The 15,222-nt window shown below is 41.6% G+C and carries 20 protein-coding genes; 18 read left to right on the top strand and 2 right to left on the bottom strand.

Annotated features, from left to right (window positions below; genetic code table 11):
* Window positions 1-682: 682 nt before the first annotated feature.
* Together A6E06_RS11650 and A6E06_RS11645 are read right to left on the bottom strand one after the other, a co-directional pair.
* Complete coding sequence (locus A6E06_RS11650) at window positions 683-1,696, bottom strand: phage portal protein (RefSeq protein ID WP_065593557.1); 1,014 nt, start codon at window positions 1,694-1,696, stop codon at window positions 683-685.
* Window positions 1,693-3,474: a terminase large subunit domain-containing protein gene (locus tag A6E06_RS11645; protein WP_065593558.1), complete on the bottom strand. Its 1,782-nt coding sequence runs from the start codon at window positions 3,472-3,474 to the stop codon at window positions 1,693-1,695. Before A6E06_RS11645 ends, A6E06_RS11650 begins: the two co-directional genes overlap by 4 nt.
* A gap of 167 nt (window positions 3,475-3,641) precedes the next feature.
* On the opposite strand from A6E06_RS11645, the gene A6E06_RS11640 reads away from it, so the two are divergent.
* The 18 genes from A6E06_RS11640 to A6E06_RS11555 all read left to right on the top strand — a co-directional run bounded on the left by A6E06_RS11640 (window position 3,642) and on the right by A6E06_RS11555 (window position 15,221).
* Entirely contained in the window at window positions 3,642-4,553 is a 912-nt protein-coding gene (locus A6E06_RS11640) for a GPO family capsid scaffolding protein (RefSeq protein WP_065593559.1), read from the top strand.
* Complete coding sequence (locus tag A6E06_RS11635; RefSeq protein WP_065593560.1) at window positions 4,553-5,569, top strand: phage major capsid protein, P2 family; 1,017 nt, start codon at window positions 4,553-4,555, stop codon at window positions 5,567-5,569. Before A6E06_RS11640 ends, A6E06_RS11635 begins: the two co-directional genes overlap by 1 nt.
* A 2-nt stretch (window positions 5,570-5,571) precedes the next feature.
* Window positions 5,572-6,285: a phage terminase small subunit gene (gene gpM / locus A6E06_RS11630; RefSeq protein ID WP_065593561.1), complete on the top strand. Its 714-nt coding sequence runs from the start codon at window positions 5,572-5,574 to the stop codon at window positions 6,283-6,285.
* A 115-nt stretch (window positions 6,286-6,400) separates the two neighbouring features.
* Window positions 6,401-6,865 (top strand): head completion/stabilization protein, encoded by a 465-nt coding sequence (locus A6E06_RS11625; protein WP_065593562.1) that lies wholly within the window; start codon window positions 6,401-6,403, stop codon window positions 6,863-6,865.
* Window positions 6,862-7,386 carry a phage tail protein gene (locus tag A6E06_RS11620; protein ID WP_065593563.1) on the top strand — a complete coding sequence of 175 codons (525 nt, stop codon included), beginning with the start codon at window positions 6,862-6,864 and terminating at the stop codon, window positions 7,384-7,386. Before A6E06_RS11625 ends, A6E06_RS11620 begins: the two co-directional genes overlap by 4 nt.
* Entirely contained in the window at window positions 7,373-7,750 is a 378-nt protein-coding gene (locus A6E06_RS11615) for a hypothetical protein (RefSeq protein ID WP_065593564.1), read from the top strand. Before A6E06_RS11620 ends, A6E06_RS11615 begins: the two co-directional genes overlap by 14 nt.
* On the top strand, window positions 7,737-8,084 hold the full coding sequence (locus tag A6E06_RS11610) for a hypothetical protein (RefSeq protein ID WP_065593565.1): 348 nt from the start codon (window positions 7,737-7,739) through the stop codon (window positions 8,082-8,084). The genes A6E06_RS11615 and A6E06_RS11610 overlap by 14 nt, the downstream gene beginning before the upstream one ends.
* An 18-nt stretch (window positions 8,085-8,102) precedes the next feature.
* Window positions 8,103-9,215 (top strand): DUF2586 domain-containing protein, encoded by a 1,113-nt coding sequence (locus A6E06_RS11605; RefSeq protein WP_065593566.1) that lies wholly within the window; start codon window positions 8,103-8,105, stop codon window positions 9,213-9,215.
* Complete coding sequence (locus A6E06_RS11600) at window positions 9,215-9,670, top strand: phage protein (RefSeq protein ID WP_065593567.1); 456 nt, start codon at window positions 9,215-9,217, stop codon at window positions 9,668-9,670. The genes A6E06_RS11605 and A6E06_RS11600 overlap by 1 nt, the downstream gene beginning before the upstream one ends.
* 11 nt (window positions 9,671-9,681) lie before the next feature.
* Window positions 9,682-9,897, top strand: coding sequence for a TraR/DksA C4-type zinc finger protein (locus A6E06_RS11595; RefSeq protein ID WP_065593568.1), 216 nt, complete (start codon window positions 9,682-9,684; stop codon window positions 9,895-9,897).
* Entirely contained in the window at window positions 9,894-10,316 is a 423-nt protein-coding gene (locus A6E06_RS11590) for a DUF5675 family protein (protein ID WP_065593569.1), read from the top strand. Before A6E06_RS11595 ends, A6E06_RS11590 begins: the two co-directional genes overlap by 4 nt.
* 2 nt (window positions 10,317-10,318) lie before the next feature.
* Window positions 10,319-10,564: a hypothetical protein gene (locus A6E06_RS11585; RefSeq protein WP_065593570.1), complete on the top strand. Its 246-nt coding sequence runs from the start codon at window positions 10,319-10,321 to the stop codon at window positions 10,562-10,564.
* Between the two features lie 2 nt (window positions 10,565-10,566).
* The gene (locus A6E06_RS11580; RefSeq protein WP_065593571.1) at window positions 10,567-10,806 is read left to right on the top strand and encodes a hypothetical protein; all 240 of its coding nucleotides are present in this window, start codon (window positions 10,567-10,569) and stop codon (window positions 10,804-10,806) included.
* Window positions 10,803-11,066, top strand: coding sequence for a putative phage tail assembly chaperone (locus tag A6E06_RS11575; protein ID WP_065593572.1), 264 nt, complete (start codon window positions 10,803-10,805; stop codon window positions 11,064-11,066). Before A6E06_RS11580 ends, A6E06_RS11575 begins: the two co-directional genes overlap by 4 nt.
* A 187-nt stretch (window positions 11,067-11,253) precedes the next feature.
* Window positions 11,254-13,134 (top strand): phage tail tape measure protein, encoded by a 1,881-nt coding sequence (locus A6E06_RS11570; protein ID WP_065593573.1) that lies wholly within the window; start codon window positions 11,254-11,256, stop codon window positions 13,132-13,134.
* On the top strand, window positions 13,131-13,457 hold the full coding sequence (locus A6E06_RS11565) for a DUF2590 family protein (RefSeq protein WP_065593574.1): 327 nt from the start codon (window positions 13,131-13,133) through the stop codon (window positions 13,455-13,457). The genes A6E06_RS11570 and A6E06_RS11565 overlap by 4 nt, the downstream gene beginning before the upstream one ends.
* Window positions 13,454-14,638 (top strand): baseplate J/gp47 family protein, encoded by a 1,185-nt coding sequence (locus A6E06_RS11560; RefSeq protein WP_065593575.1) that lies wholly within the window; start codon window positions 13,454-13,456, stop codon window positions 14,636-14,638. Before A6E06_RS11565 ends, A6E06_RS11560 begins: the two co-directional genes overlap by 4 nt.
* Window positions 14,631-15,221, top strand: a complete 591-nt coding sequence (locus tag A6E06_RS11555) for a phage tail protein (RefSeq protein WP_065593576.1) — start codon at window positions 14,631-14,633, stop codon at window positions 15,219-15,221. The genes A6E06_RS11560 and A6E06_RS11555 overlap by 8 nt, the downstream gene beginning before the upstream one ends.
* The last annotated feature ends 1 nt before the right edge of the window (window position 15,222 follow it).

The following is a 15,222-nucleotide window of genomic DNA, read 5'->3' as shown; positions in this document are numbered from 1 at the left end:
ACCTTGCGATATCACTAACATGCAAGATCATTAAGCATGAACTGTAGTTATTTATTTAAACAAATATGAACATATACGCACATTTAAAGACATTCAGGTTAAGTATAGCTTATAAATATATTGCTTCAGATTTTATCACAAGAGGGTTAAAACTCATTGAGGGGCCATCACATTTAAGATATTTGTAGAGAAAATTGTTCGATTTCATTATCGCTATTGATTGTGTTCATCTTTTTTTAATTTGTTATCTGAAATCATTCATAGTGAGTTATTTTCTCACGTAAATCGCACTCCTCCTACCCACCTGCGACGTAAAAGTGATCACTTTTTTTGCAGTTTTAAGTTCTTCATTTTTTGGGGTTGGTGAGTGGGGTAGTAATTAACGCGAGAGCCCTTGTTTATAGGGCTCTCAGCGTATGTGAAGGGCAAAGATATACTTAATTCTATGGGATTTCAAAACTGAAAAATTGAAATTATTTTCACGTTATTTCAGTAATGAAGATCTCTTAATGATCTGTTTGGTTTTTCTAACTCTTTGAAAGTAGGTTGTTTATTGTGTTTTATGTCATGATTTAAAGGATCTTGTGTGGTTTTTAAATGATCTCCTAATTAGCTCTAAAGCCTTATACAGCAAGGCTTTAGCTCAAAAAGTAAAACTGAAAAAATCTGTAGTTAAAAAACGCTATTGCTGAAGCTCGCCATTCAACAAATTAAACTCAAATTGTAAGCTTTTCGGCACTTCCTTATCATTGTTCACTGCATCCATAAACATTTCACAAGCCGGGATAACTTCATTCTGCGTATACACCTGATTAAACTTTATTGGGTCGCCACGAGTCCCACCATTTGGAATGATAGCGGCCAACTCAACAGGGAAGCGGTGACCAGTTAATACCTCCTGGGCGGTTACGTTTTTTATCTTCTCGAATTCATCTTTGGTCGCAATGTCCCCAACAGGAATGAGCTGAATGCCTTTTTCCTTTCCGTTTGGAATATTGATGAACATAGAACGAAAATTACCAACACCACGGCTTGAAGCCATCTTTTCTTTTAAATCACTTTCATCTTCTTTGCTTAAACTTGGGTCGGTAGCATAAAAGATAAACCCCATATGTAAGCCGTTCTTATAGTATCGACGACGGAACGTTGTTGCATCACTGTTTAAAAGGGCAGACTGAACACAACCAAGATAATCAGGTGATCCATAAACTTGTTGTGCTGGGTCGTATTGCTTAATAAAAATTACATCTTCTTGTTTAAAGAGCTGCTTTTTATCATCACGCCCTAATAACCAGTAATCACCTTTTTTATTCTTGCGTAAATGCATGGTAGGAAGTGGGTGAAGACGAACAACACGGCCAAAGTGATCACGAATCTTGAGAATGGCTGTATCACCAAACTCTAAGAAGTCATGCACTGCAGCGTGAACTTGCTGTTTTTGCATTCCACCTTTTTTGAAACGACCAGAAATCATATTACGGCGAGCCATTAAAATAGAACCATGATATGCATTTGCTCGAGTAAGCTTGTTTAAGCCAGCTCGTTCTAGCGGTGGTTCCCAATAATCTTCGGTGTCATTGTAATAAAGCTCGCTGTATTCATAGTTGTTGAATCCAGTATCCATAATTTCAGGCTGGCCAAAGCTAAAGATTAAGCTTTCATTTGGTGTTTCTTCCATTACTTGTTTGTCTGTCATGCGCAAGTCTGCCAAGTTGATTTTCGTTGTTGTTGGTGATCAAGAGGTTCATTAATGATGGCGTGTGAAATAGCCCAAAATGCATCGGCGTGGCCTGTGGTTTCACTTCGTTCAGCTTTGAATGTCATCATGTTGCCGCTGTTGGTACTGGTTCGCTTGATTGCCATAAATGCCATTGCTATGTCTTTATGCTCTGCATCAAAAGCGAGTCGGCCACTTTCAATCACATCAATCATTTTTAAAACTAAGCGGTTTTTGTTTTCATTGCTGTAATGAATAGCAACGGCTTCGCGTGGATATTTCGCGTGAATCAAATCCCAAACACCGCCACCAATACCAGTGGTATCAACACCGATGTAACTCACGTTATAGCGGTTATAGACTTCTTCAATCTTTGCTACGTGATGCTGGAAGTTCAAACCTTTCCAATAGTGCTTTTCAAGTACTCTGAATTGTTCAGGTGCGACAATTGGCGGAGCAATAGCAACTAAACAAGCATTGTCTCTGGTTCGTGATGGGTCATAACCAAGCCACACTTCACGCCGTCCAAAAGGTGAGGCGGTATTAGGTTTGAAATCTCGCCAGCGACTAATATCAATCATGCACTTTTCAAGATCGGTAAACTTGAAGACCGAATGTGAATCATCAACGAAAACACACATGAATAGGTTATCGAAATCAACCTTGCTGTATTCATCTCGCAGTTCATCAATATCAAATAAAGCACAACCGCCATTTACGGCATCTTCTATCGTGACAATGTAACGCCATTGCTTATCAGGGCAATGAATCCCTTTCTGCATTTGCTTGAACGTTGGAAACTCTAGGCTTTCACGGCTACTGCGTCCTTTCTTCCATGAATCACCAGTCCAGAAGGGATAAGCGGCATGAACTTTACTTGATGGCGTTGAGAAATAGGTTTTACGCCATTTAGTATGAGTCGCCATTGCTGAAGCCAGTTTATTCAGCTCATCAAACTTAGGGATCCAGAAGTACTCATCAATATAAACATGGCCATGATAACTTTGCGCCGTTTTACTATTGGTTGATAAGAACCTAAGTTCAGCACCATTAGATAGAACGATTGGGTTACCAGTTAGCTCTATGTCTAAAAATTCTTTGGCCAATGCAATGATGTAACTACGGAACACTTCAGCTTGAGCGCGAGAGGCGGATAAAAATATCTGGTTATCACCTGTTAAAATCGCATCTTCTAATGCTTCACCTGCAAAGTAATACGTTGCACCAATCTGGCGTGATTTAAGAATGTTACGAATACGCTGATGTAAGTTATCACGCATAGTTAACTGATATTTAAACAGCGAGTTATGCCACTCTTTAAAGTGTTCTTCCGTTAATCCTGAAATATCATTCTTGGCTGATTTAGATTTACTCTTCTTCTCTGATGTTGATTTACTGCGCTGTTTTTTATTTCGTGGTGCTTGCGTATCAGAAGTGCTTTCTTCTTGATAGTTATGCGCTCTTAGCTCTAGTTCTGCACGTTGTTTCTTTAGTTTAACGTGGTGCTCAATTAGCTTGGTTAGTTCCTTTAATTGTTGGTCTGTTTTCTCTGGAAGTTCTAACAGAGTTTCCACTCGACGAGTGATAGATTCTTCAACAGAATTTTCGCGTAATGAATCACGCCAGCCAAACTTATCAGCCCAATAGTAAATGATACGGTCACTATTAAGATTTAGTTCTGCAGCGATTTCGCTTGGTGTCCAAGTACGCATATAAAGGCTTTTCGCCGCGTATCTGATTTCTTTTGAATATGCCATAAAGCTAATAATACGCAGCTAAATACTTAAATTTACTCACTTATGTTCGGATAAATTCGGATATGGGCTGTATCCGAATTGCTCCGAACACAAGTGCATGATTTAGCTCTCTCAAGCTCGTATTCTTGTCTCAAATCGACATTCATTTGAATCACTGACAGGTAATTATGAGTAAACAATCAGGTTGGAAAATTGCTGCGACAGAAGGTGCCACTATTGATGGTCGCACTATTACAAAGCAGTGGATTGAAGATATGGCAGAACAATATTCAATGGCTGAATATGGTGCGCTTATCTGGCCTGAACATTCCCGTAGTCGATGGGATAAATTCGAAGGTAAGAACTGGGGAACGGTTGATGAAGTTAAATCAGAGAAGCGTTCAGGTAAATACCGTTTATTAGTCAAACTAACACCAAATAAATACTTATTAAATGCCAATGCTGATGGACAGAAACTGTTTATGTCTATTGAACCTAATCCGGATTATTGCGGTAGCGGTCGTTGTTATTTGATGGGCTTGGCAGTGACTGATTCCCCGGCATCAACAGGTACAACACTTCTCAAGTTTTCTAAAAAAAACGGTGAAGAAAACAGCCATGAATACAGCCAATTAGAAGAGTTAGATTTAAGTGATGTGTCGAAAGTAGAGCACAGCTTGATTGCTAGTGCGCTTTCAACTTTAGCTAACTTCTTTTCTTCTGGTGGGCAGTTACCAACTATTAAGCCACAAACTTCTGAACCAAAAGAGGATGAAGAACCTATGAACCCAGAGCAGTTTAGCCAAATGATGGGCAAGCTAGAGAAAATTGAAGATAAACAAACCGAGCTTGAAAATAAGCAAACGGAGTTTTCTGCTCAAGTACAAAAAATCTCAGTGCCGCCAGTAGAAGAAACTGATCCAACAAAAAATGATGAACAAGAAGGCATTACGCCTGAACAGTTTAATCAACTATCTGGAAAACTAGACTCATTGCTGACAAAGCAAGGTGATATGGAAAACCAGTTCAACGCACTGAAAAAAGAAGTGCCAAACCAAGAGCCGAAAGATGAAGGCGTTTCATCAGTGGAGGCAATTTAATGTTTAATGCTCAAGCAAGTTCGTTCTTGCAAAAATACTGTGAATCCGTAGCGAAAGCTGCAGTGGTAGCAGGGGTGAACCCAGCAGAGCTATTTGCTATTTCACCAGTAATTGAAACAAAGCTTCGCCAAGCAATTGTTCACTCTGATTCATTCTTAAACCTGATTTCAGTTCAGTCTGTTGATCAGATTAAAGGGCAAGTGGTCGATGTAGGTACAGGCGCATTGCTAACAGGTCGTGTTAAAGATGGTCGTTTCCGTTCGACACTTGGCATGGATGGCAACACATATGAATTAATTGAAACTGATTCATGTGCTGCAATCAAATGGGCTACGTTAACGCAGTGGGCTAATTCAGGCGGTTCTGGTGAGTTCATTAAATACATGAACGCCGCGATTACTCGAAACTATGCACTGGATATGCTGCGTATTGGTTTTCACGGTATCAAGATTTCAGACACAACTGATCCTGCGACTTATCCAAATGGTGAAGACGTTAACAAAGGTTGGTTAACGATTGCTAAAGAAAAGGCAGCGGCTCAAGTGTTACCAACAGCGGTTCTGGATGCAACAGGTACAACTGATGGTTCATATAAAACACTTGATAGCTTAGTGAATGATCTAAAAAACACGACCATTCATGAAGTTCATCGTGGTAGCCCTGATTTAGTCGTGTTGATTGGTTCTGATTTGGTGGCTGCAGAGCAACATCGTTTATTAGATGCGGCAGATACACCAAGTGAAAACAAACATGCTCAATCACTAGCAACAACGGTTGCCGGAATGAAAGTGTATACACCGCCGTTCTTTAAGCCAACTCAAGTGTGGATTACCAGTTTAAAGAACCTGCAAATCTTAACGCAGAAAGGTACTCAGTGGCGTAAAGCGAAAAACGAAGAAGACCGTAAGCAGTTTGAAAACTCTTATCTTCGTATGGAAGGTTATGCGATTGGTGATCTTGATAAGTTCGCCGCGATTGAAGATGTCACCATTTCAGACGGTACTGCAGGAGCATAATTATGGCGAGTCCATTAGCAATGCAACGTAAAGCTTTATTGGCAAAGTCAGCACCAAAGCAGACAGTAGTTTCTGCAGGTATGGATACTGCTAAAAGCTTACACCTTCAGTTGTTAGAACTTGATGCAGATTTACGCTTCTTATCTGGCTTTAATCGCATTGAAGATAAAGTTCAGCATAAACGTGATGTATTAATCCCTAAATATCGTCCGTATGTTGATGCGTATTTAGTATCGGGCGAGAAATACGATAATCCTGTATTTGCTCAATTGATTATCTGGTTATTTGATACATCAAATTTAGAAACGGCGATTAAGTGGTGTGACATTGCCATTGCTCAAGAGCTAGACACCCCAGAACGTTTTAACCGTGATTTCGCTACGTTCTGTGCTGATGAAGTTCTGAAGTGGGCAGAGTTAATGGGCTCTCAAGGTCATAGCGTAGAACCGTATTTCTCTGATGTGTTTTACAAAGTTCGTGAGAAATGGCGTATCAATGAAAAGCTAACGGCTAAGTGGTTTAAATTCGCCGGGTTACATTTGTTACGTGATAAAGACGGTGAACCAAAGGCCACGGCGGTTGGTGATATTCAAGTACTTCAAAAGTCTTTTGATTACTTAGAAGAAGCAGATAAGCAATACGGTAACGTTGGTGTGAAAACCATTATGGATAAAGTGCAACAACGAATTCGAGCGATTAAAGAAGGTCGCTTATAGGCTCCTAAGCCACCGCGCCTCGGCTGACGAGGAAGAACATGTAATTCATTACTTTGTTTATTCCGTCGACTCAGTGGCTAGAGGCGCATCTATTTTAAAACGTTAAGGAAATGCAATGTTTAGTGGTTCATCAGGCGCAGACTATCAAGACACTGTGATCGAGAATGATGGCTTTTGGCCTAACTTGAATGCCGGTGATTTTGAAAAGCGTCGAAGCATTCCAACTGACATGGATTCAGAAACGGTTGCATATGCTTTAGCAGCAGCAATAGCCCAAATAAACATTGCTTTAATTAATAAGAAAACCGCTTATGAAGCGGAAGGCATTACATCAGCAAACGATGTTCCAGGGCAACCAATGATAGATAACAAAAACTTATTGGTGATCTTGTATGAGAAATCGGTATTTGCCAGAGCTAAAGCAGATTTAATCCCTGAGTTCGCCATGGTGCAAACCAAAGATGCCGGTGATCGAGTTGCAGAGAATGAAACCTTAATTACGGAACGTTTATTAGCAGAAAGCCAACAACATATTAGAGCTATTTTTGGTAAGAGCCGAGTAGGGGTTGAATTGCTATGAGTGAGATTCAAAGTCAGCCACAAGCAGGCTTTATGCTGCAAGGGCTTAATCAGCACCTAAGTAATACAACACCTGAGCGCTTGCATAAATACTTTGAATGTTGGATGGAAGATGTAGAGCTGACTCTACAACCAAAAAATCAGGGACAAGGTTTTGATATTGGCTACATGCAATACACCGCTGTATTTAGCTTTGAGCAGTTCCCATTTAAAAAAGTAAATCCGGCAACCGTGATGGTTAATGTGTTGGCGTGGCTCGATGACAATGATGAGTTCAGAGAAAAGTTTAATTTGGCTGAGCCTAGCTTTGATGTCGAACCAGAAAACGACGATACGGTGATCATGACGTTAGAGGTGGAATTGATAGAGCCATTAATGGTGATTGAAGATCCTGATGGTGAAATTGTATGGCGTGGTAAGCGTTGGATTAATGCCCCGTATGAGATTTGGGAAGCTGAGCATATTTCAGTAATTAACGCGAATAACCCACCAAGTTCGGTGATTACTGATGATCAAAATTAATGTTGATAAGAAATCAGAGCAAGGGGTTTTAGATTCTTTAAGGCTGATGACGCTAACCAAACCGAAGCGTCGAAGAATTCTCAATAAAACGGCAAAGGCTTCAGTTAAAACATCAAGACAGAATCAAAAGAATCAACAAACACCAACGGGCAAAGTATGGCAGAAACGAGCAAGTAAAAAGCGTAAGAAGATGCAAATTCGTTTAGCTCGCTTATTAACGGTTACAGCGTCAAATGAAAACAAAGCAGTGATTGGATGGCGAAAATCTGGCACAGCACAAGTTGCTTCAAAACAACATCATGGCCATCGGCAGCGACATACCAGAGCCTCGGCAATTAAGGCGCTAAGAAATGAGAAAACCTAAGCGTGACAAAAGTAGATTAAAACAAGCCCTTAATAGCATTGATGGTGGTAAGGGCGGAGCGACTAAAGAGCAAGCCAAAGCATTGAAGCAAGAAGGGTTCAGAGTGTTTGCTCGCCGTATCAATCCTAATGCTGCTGTTGGGAAAATGAAGTCTCCAACGATGCGATGGATACAACAAAATTTATCTGCAGAGCAAGCCGGATTAATTTTACGAGCCATGCGTGGTAAAGCTCCTGCGGAAGCCTGGGAAACCAAAATACCAGCAAGACCGTTCTTGCAAATAGACAAGAAACAAATGCGAAAAATAGCAAAAGAAGAACTGAATTCTCATTAACCCAAAAGAGGAAGAGCAATGGCGTGGCCAATTGTACAAATTAATACTCTGAACCTGATGCAAGGACCAGTGAACGAAGTTGAACGTCACTTCCTCTATGTCGGTTTAGGAACAAAAAACGCAGGCAGTTTATTGTCTGTGAACACACAAAGTGATTTTTCAGCGCTATTGGATGATGGCTCAGAATTAAAAGCCAATGTTGAAGCAGCAATGCTGAACGCTGGTCAAAACTGGACTGCAGGCGTTTATATATTAACAGCCCCTGAAAACTGGGTTGAAGCCGTTAAAACCGCGCAACAAACACAAAGTTTTGAAGCGGTCGTATTAACAGCGCCTACGACAGATAAAGCCACCGTGACTGCAGCCCAAGCGCTTTATCATGAGCTGATTGCTAAATACGGTCGTTGGACATTCATGATGCTTGCGACACCAGGTATTGATAAGAAAACACAAACCTGGTCTGAATATGAAGTTGCAACCGTTGCTATTCAAGATACGATTGCCGCCGATGGTGTCATGTTAGTACCACAAATCTTCCCTGATGCTATTGGCAAACTTGCTGGACGTTTATGTAATCGAGCCGCTTCAATTGCTGATACACCAATGCGTATTAAAACAGGTCCATTAGTTGGTGATGTCACTTTGCCTGTTGATAGTGCAGGTGCAGAGCTAACAACGGCAACCTTACAAACATTAGAAAGTAATCGTTTTTCAGTCCCTGCTTGGTTTCCTGATTACGATGGTATTTTCTGGGCGGATGGTCGTTTATTAGATGCTGAAGGCGGTGATTATCAGGTGATTGAATATCGCCGAATTATCGACAAAGTAGCTCGCCGTATTCGATTAATTGCTATTTCTGATATTGGTGATCGTTCTTTCAATAGTACGCCTGCAAGTACTGCTCGCGCTCAAAATCGTTATTGTCGCCCACTGCGTGAAATGGCGAAATCAGCCACCGTTGGTGAAGTGGTTTTCCCTGGTGAAATTGAAACCCCAAGTTCAGGTGACATCACCATAGTGTGGGAAAACAAAAATTCAGTCGGTATTTATATGGCAGCACAGCCGAAAGATTGCCCTAAGAAAATCACGGCAAATCTAATGTTAGATTTAAGTAATCCGGGGGATAAATAATGTCTAAACGCATTTCAGGATTAAGTTTTGATGTTGATATTCATGGCGTCCTTATCCATGTGGAAAAAGCGACAGTCACTATTTCAGATGAAAGTGCAGCGGCCTCTACTCGTGGCGTTCCTGATGGTTTCACTGATGGTGCCGTGAGTGCCGAAGGGGATTATGAGTTAGATACTAAAAACTTTAATCTGCTAGGTGAAGCCGCAGCAAAAGCAGGCAGCTGGCGAGCGATTAAACCTCATGACTGTTTGTTCTATGCAAATACTGGCTCTGAAGAATTTAAAGCTGAAGTCTTTGGCGTGAAGTTAATGATCGACAGCTTGTTAGATATTGACCCGTCATCATCGGACAAATCCAAGCACAAAATCAAGTTTGTTGTAACAAGCCCTGATTTTATTCATATCAACGGTATTCCGTATCTTAGCTCAGAAGATACCCGAGATCTGATTGGCTAAAAGGGGATTATATGGATGTGTTTGATAGAGCTAGTGCGCTTGAAGCCAAACAGACTGAAGTGGCACTTGCCAACCACCTGGCAAAGCAAAAAAACAAAGTGGAAATCAATAGTGCCAAAGAGTGCATTGAATGTGAAAAGGCTATTCCCAAGGCTCGACAAGAAGCAGTAAAAGGCTGCCAATATTGTGTGAACTGCCAAGAGTTAACTGATAAGGGGAAGTTATGAAGTATTACACGTTAAAGCGTCGTTACTTTGATTTTGGTACTTATTCTTACTTGTTTCGACAAGATGGCAGCAAAGTATGTTGCATGGTTGAGCGCCCGATGCTTAACAATAAAGCCAGTCGCTCATGCATTGTTGAAGGGGTTTATGACTTATTGCCTCATCAATCGCCAAAGTTTGGTTCGTGTTATGCGCTCGAATCACAAGAATTAGGCGTAACAAGAGAAGGGCCAAGTTTGCGAACGCATATCTTGATCCATAAAGCGAACTCACCAAAAGAGCTGCAAGGGTGCTTAGCACCAGGGGTTGATTTTGGTTTTGTTCATGGAGAATGGTCAGTGGTGAATTCATCAGCAGCATTCAACTTATTAATGAAAGAGTTGGGCGGAGAGCCTACCCAGTTAACCATCATGAAGGATTAACTATGAATTTTCTAATCGGAATTTTTGGAAAAAGTTTATTGGATATTGCCAAAGGTATTTTTTTACAGATTACATGGCAAGTCATTGTCGAGCGTTTCGCTACTCGCGTTGTGGTGTGGGGATTAGAAAAACTCAAAACCCTTACTACCAATGATGTGGTGCAAGGCACTGTCGATGATGTATTGAAATCACTGCAGGGTAAACGGTTAAAAGAAGTGCCGATTATTTCAGATAAACAAAAGGAATAGCGATGGATGCAACCTGGACAAACGCTTTAATCGGTGCGCTTTCATTACTAACCTTTTTGCTTGGCGCACTCATTACCAAATTCTTTTCTGTAACAAAAGAGTTAGCCGACTTTAAAACTCACGTAGCAGAAACCTATGCAACAAAAGATGAAGTGAAAGATGCAATTGAGCGTGTAGAACGCCAGATTGAGATCGGCTTTAACCGTATTTATGAAACCTTAAAAAAGAGAGATGCAGCATGACAACCCCAATCATCATTACAGCAGCAGGCAAAGATTTACGTTTTACTCCTGATTTACCAACGTACAACAAATACATCAATGAAATGATGCCACATGACAAAGTGTCACCAGCAACCAATTATCTGCGTCGTATCGTTCATAAAGACGATAAAGCACATTTAGATGAAATGCTGAAAATTCCAAGTGCTTTGATGCGTATCCTGGCAAAAGTAAATGAAGCCTTTGAAGGTGATTTGGAAATCGAAGTAAAAAACTCTTAAGGCACGCCAAAGCGATTGAAAGTAATGGGTTAGAGCAAGCATTAGCATTGAAAGCCCATTACTTACCCTATCAACCTGATACCACCGAGAATTTAGCCAGAGCACTTTGGCTTGATAAACATAACGCTGAAATCGTCGCAAATGGGATAGCCCTCGCATTTAGTAACGAATAAGGAATTGCCATTAGATGAGTGCCCACCTAGACAAATTGATGATGCAAGTTGCATTGATTGATAGTGTCACCAAACCGCTAAAAGGGATCCAGAATACGGTGACCGAAACAGCGGATGTTGGGCGTTCAGGTTGGGAAAAAATGGCAGGTGGTACGGCAGGCGTGATTGCAGCAGGTTTTGCTGTTCAACAAGCGTTAATGCCAGCCATTGAAATGGATAGGGTACTTGGTGAAGTTAAATCGCTTGGTGTGGTCGATGAAGATTTACAGCAACTTCAAAAAACTGCGTTAGCCTTTTCGGTTGAGTATGGGAAGTCAGCACAAGAAGTGGTTGGCGCGGCCTATGACATCAAATCGGCTTTCGGGGATATTACCGGACCAGAATTATCTGATATTACTAAAAGCTCTGCCGTTCTTGCTGCAGCAACCAAAGCAGATACGGCAACCATTACTGATTATATGGGCACCATGTATGGGGTGTTTAAAAATCAGGCCAATGACATGGGTGTTGGTATTTGGTCAAAGAACGTGGCAGGCATGACAGCTCAATCTGTGGAGATGTTTAAAACAACGGGTAAAGGCATGAGTGATGCGTTTACCAGTGTTGGAGCAAACGCAACCGCTGCAGGTATCAAGATGAATGAGCAGATGGCTATTCTTGGTACGTTGCAATCCACGATGTCAGGCAGTGCAGCGGGTACTAAATATAAATCGTTCTTGGCTGGTGTTGGTGGCGCACAAGATAAGCTGAACATGAAATTTATTGATAGCCAGGGCGCAATGCTGCCAATGGTGGATATTCTCAATAAATTAAAAGGTCAGTTTGGCGACACGCTTGATGTGGCAGAAAGTGACGCATTAAAGAAAGCATTTGGATCAGATGAGGCCGTCAGCATGATCAAGTTATTGATGGCTGATACTCACGGATTGGCAAGTAGTATTAACTCACTTGGTAATGTGAAAGGCATGAGTAAAGCCGAAGACATGGCTGGTGCAATGACTGATCAATGGCAACGGCTTGAAGCTGCATGGTTTGCTATTCGTGCCGGAGCGTTTGGGTTAATTCTTCCCTCTATTAATGCTATTGCTGGTTCAATGGCCGATGGGTTTAATGTGCTGCTTGGTTGGACTCAAGAGTTCCCAGTGTTAACGCAATACCTTGGTTATTTCGCCTTAACAATAGTCGCTGGTGCTGGGTTAATTGCGGCTTGGAATATGGTTGTCGGCTTAGCATCATTGATGAGTGCCGGATGGTCTAGCGCCACGTTATTATTAACAACGGTCATGAAAGGCTTTAATTTAGTGATGAGAATGGCACGTTTTGCAGCTCTTGGATTTGCGATGGCTGCGGCAGTGGCTCAAGTTCCATTACTGCCCTTAATTCTTGGTATTGGTGCCGTGGTTGCGGCAGTCGGTGCGGTGATTTATTTCTGGGATGATTTAAAAGCGGCGTGGAGTGATTTTTCATTCATTGAATCTCTATGCTCAATGGTAGATTGGTTAATTGAGAAAATTAACTTAATACCAGGCATAAATATTGGCGGTGAAAATTCGGGTATGCCTCAAATGGATACGCCTGAATTAAACACAGCAACACCAACGCATTACGCCTCAAAAGCCGTTGTACCGGCTTACAGTTATGGGTATCAAGCACCAGTGATCCCAATTGCACCAACAGTAAATATTGAAAGTAGCAAAGAAATGTCTGCACCTATTTCAGCATACATTGGTGGCAGTGCAGAGGGTAAAGCCAATGTGTCTCAGCAATTAAAACAGATGTCGGCAGGCAGTATCGATAATAGCCGAACGCAACATGTAGGTGATGTGTATATCACTCAAGAGCAACCCTTTACGCCAGAAGATTTATCCGCATGGAATGAGATGAGCACCCCATGAGCCAACAATATATTGATTATTTAGTAACGGATGGTGGTTTGGATTTTGATGCAGGCCAACAGCCGATTGAAACCAGTGATCGCAATAGTATTGCCCAAGACGTAAAGCACGCCATTTTAGAAAGTGGTTTGTTACGTGAGTATCAAGCAGAGCGAAACCGAACCTTACGAGCAGATGTATTAACTCGAATTGAAATGCTGATTGAAACGGATAAACGCATCGAACCAGGGACGGCTGAGATTGAAGAGCAAACGGCAGAGCAATTGTGGATGTTTGCTGAAACGGTAGATAGCGACAATATCGAAATGGGAATGCCATTATGAGTACAAGACCACAGGTTGATTTTAAGCAAATTATTGCTGATGAAGGGATCCCAACAACAGAAGAAGCCATTGCGATTGAACTTGAAAAAGAAGTGGTCGCAGCAGGCAGTAAGGTTAGTAATGACAGCCGAATGTCACCGTTCTGGCGATTGGTTAAAGCGATTGTTATCACGCCAACGCTTTGGCTTATTGAACAATTATTAGCAAGTCATGTACTACCTAATACCTTCGCCGCAACAGCAAGTAAGCGCTATCTTGATTTAAAAGCGTGGGATGTGGATTTAGAAAGAAAGATGGCAACAAAAACCCGTGGAGTGGTCGAGTTCTTTAAAGAGGTGGCGGAAAATCCCATCGTGATCTTAAAAGGTACGATTATTGAAACGAGCCGAATTGAAGACAAGATTTATCGTTTAATTGTTGTAGAAGATGTGCTTATTCAAGCAAACCAAGCCAGCGGTTTTGTGTTGTGTGAAGCGCAAGAAGCCGGAGGTGGTTATAACTTACCTGCAGGGTATTACTCAATCTTACCTGTTGGAGTATCCGGTATAACCCATGCAGTAAACCAAGCCGATTGGATAACAACACCAGGTGCGAATACGGAAGAAGATGATGGACTGGCATTACGGATCCGTAATCAATTCAGTGTTGTTGGTCGTTACCACATTGATGCTATTTATCGCTCGATGTTGGCCAGTGTTGCTGGTGTAAGAAGTGAGCAGATTTACTTTCTGCATGATGCGCCAAGAGGCCCTGGGACAGCGAATGCTTATATCTTGTTAGATGTAGGTGAAACCCCAAGCCATCTATTAGAGCAACTCAATGATTTTGTGATGGCCGAGGGCAATCATGGCCATGGTGATGACGTTTTATGTTTGGCTTTACCAGAAACTCAGCATTCAGTATCTGTGACCATTTGGCCTAGAGTGAACACCAGAGAAGAACGTGTAGTGGCTTTAAAAATAGAAGTAGAAAACATGATACGAGCGGCGTTCAGAGAAAGTGATTCTTACTCGATGGTAACCAGAACCTACCCATCATCAACGTTTTCATTCAGCCAGCTAACTACCGAAATCCATACTGAATTGGCAGAAGATTTACTCAGCCTTAAATTTTCAAACAGTGACATAGTGAGTGAGTTGAATATTCCTAGATTGAGCAATGTGACGGTGATAAATGGCTAAAACGACTAACCACGAAAACCATGCACCAGAGTTACCCATTGAGAATGTGCCTTGGTGGATGGATGGGAAAACCATTGCTGAAACCCTAAAAGAACCGCATTTTTTAGCCAGAGGAGTAATGCAATATTGGCAGCGTCTTAAAGGGTGGTTGCTGTACCCATTAGCGCAGTTAGATCCCATGACCTGCAATGAGCGTTTACTCAGTTTAGTAGCCTGGGACAGAGACATTACTCGTTTTAAAAATGAGCCAACGAGCTTGTTTAGAAAACGCGTGAAGTACGCTTTTGTAAATGCCACAGATGCCGGAGAGAAGGCGGGGTTTATTCGAATATTTCAGCGTTTAGGCGTTGGTATGATAGATTTTGAGGAAAGAACTCCTGATCGAGATTGGGACATCATCACTATTCGATTAAGTGATTCACAGTTGTCAGAAAATTATTCACTGTTAGAGCAACTATTACAGCAATACGGCAGAACCTGCCGCCGATATGAGTATCAAGTGATTAGTTTAACCCCATTAGAAGTGTCGGCCTCTCCAATGGATTGGCAACATCAATGCACCGTAGTGACATTAGAGGAATAAG

The organism is Aliivibrio sp. 1S175, from assembly GCF_001690985.1.
In the GTDB taxonomy this organism is placed as follows: Bacteria; Pseudomonadota; Gammaproteobacteria; order Enterobacterales; family Vibrionaceae; genus Aliivibrio.
The sequence above is the reverse complement of the archived record's forward strand: the minus strand, read 5'-3'. Positions and strand labels throughout refer to the sequence as shown.

Coding starts and splice junctions, on each gene's coding strand:
- A6E06_RS11580 (WP_065593571.1), top strand. CDS start 10,567: ATGGATGCAACCTGGACAAACGCTTTAATCGGTGCGCTTTCATTACTA.
- A6E06_RS11600 (WP_065593567.1), top strand. CDS start 9,215: ATGTCTAAACGCATTTCAGGATTAAGTTTTGATGTTGATATTCATGGC.
- A6E06_RS11575 (WP_065593572.1), top strand. CDS start 10,803: ATGACAACCCCAATCATCATTACAGCAGCAGGCAAAGATTTACGTTTT.
- A6E06_RS11650 (WP_065593557.1), bottom strand. CDS start 1,696: ATGACAGACAAACAAGTAATGGAAGAAACACCAAATGAAAGCTTAATC.
- A6E06_RS11610 (WP_065593565.1), top strand. CDS start 7,737: ATGAGAAAACCTAAGCGTGACAAAAGTAGATTAAAACAAGCCCTTAAT.
- A6E06_RS11615 (WP_065593564.1), top strand. CDS start 7,373: ATGATCAAAATTAATGTTGATAAGAAATCAGAGCAAGGGGTTTTAGAT.
- gpM (WP_065593561.1), top strand. CDS start 5,572: ATGGCGAGTCCATTAGCAATGCAACGTAAAGCTTTATTGGCAAAGTCA.
- A6E06_RS11585 (WP_065593570.1), top strand. CDS start 10,319: ATGAATTTTCTAATCGGAATTTTTGGAAAAAGTTTATTGGATATTGCC.
- A6E06_RS11590 (WP_065593569.1), top strand. CDS start 9,894: ATGAAGTATTACACGTTAAAGCGTCGTTACTTTGATTTTGGTACTTAT.
- A6E06_RS11620 (WP_065593563.1), top strand. CDS start 6,862: ATGAGTGAGATTCAAAGTCAGCCACAAGCAGGCTTTATGCTGCAAGGG.
- A6E06_RS11605 (WP_065593566.1), top strand. CDS start 8,103: ATGGCGTGGCCAATTGTACAAATTAATACTCTGAACCTGATGCAAGGA.
- A6E06_RS11635 (WP_065593560.1), top strand. CDS start 4,553: ATGTTTAATGCTCAAGCAAGTTCGTTCTTGCAAAAATACTGTGAATCC.
- A6E06_RS11640 (WP_065593559.1), top strand. CDS start 3,642: ATGAGTAAACAATCAGGTTGGAAAATTGCTGCGACAGAAGGTGCCACT.
- A6E06_RS11645 (WP_065593558.1), bottom strand. CDS start 3,474: ATGGCATATTCAAAAGAAATCAGATACGCGGCGAAAAGCCTTTATATG.
- A6E06_RS11595 (WP_065593568.1), top strand. CDS start 9,682: ATGGATGTGTTTGATAGAGCTAGTGCGCTTGAAGCCAAACAGACTGAA.
- A6E06_RS11555 (WP_065593576.1), top strand. CDS start 14,631: ATGGCTAAAACGACTAACCACGAAAACCATGCACCAGAGTTACCCATT.
- A6E06_RS11565 (WP_065593574.1), top strand. CDS start 13,131: ATGAGCCAACAATATATTGATTATTTAGTAACGGATGGTGGTTTGGAT.
- A6E06_RS11560 (WP_065593575.1), top strand. CDS start 13,454: ATGAGTACAAGACCACAGGTTGATTTTAAGCAAATTATTGCTGATGAA.
- A6E06_RS11625 (WP_065593562.1), top strand. CDS start 6,401: ATGTTTAGTGGTTCATCAGGCGCAGACTATCAAGACACTGTGATCGAG.
- A6E06_RS11570 (WP_065593573.1), top strand. CDS start 11,254: ATGAGTGCCCACCTAGACAAATTGATGATGCAAGTTGCATTGATTGAT.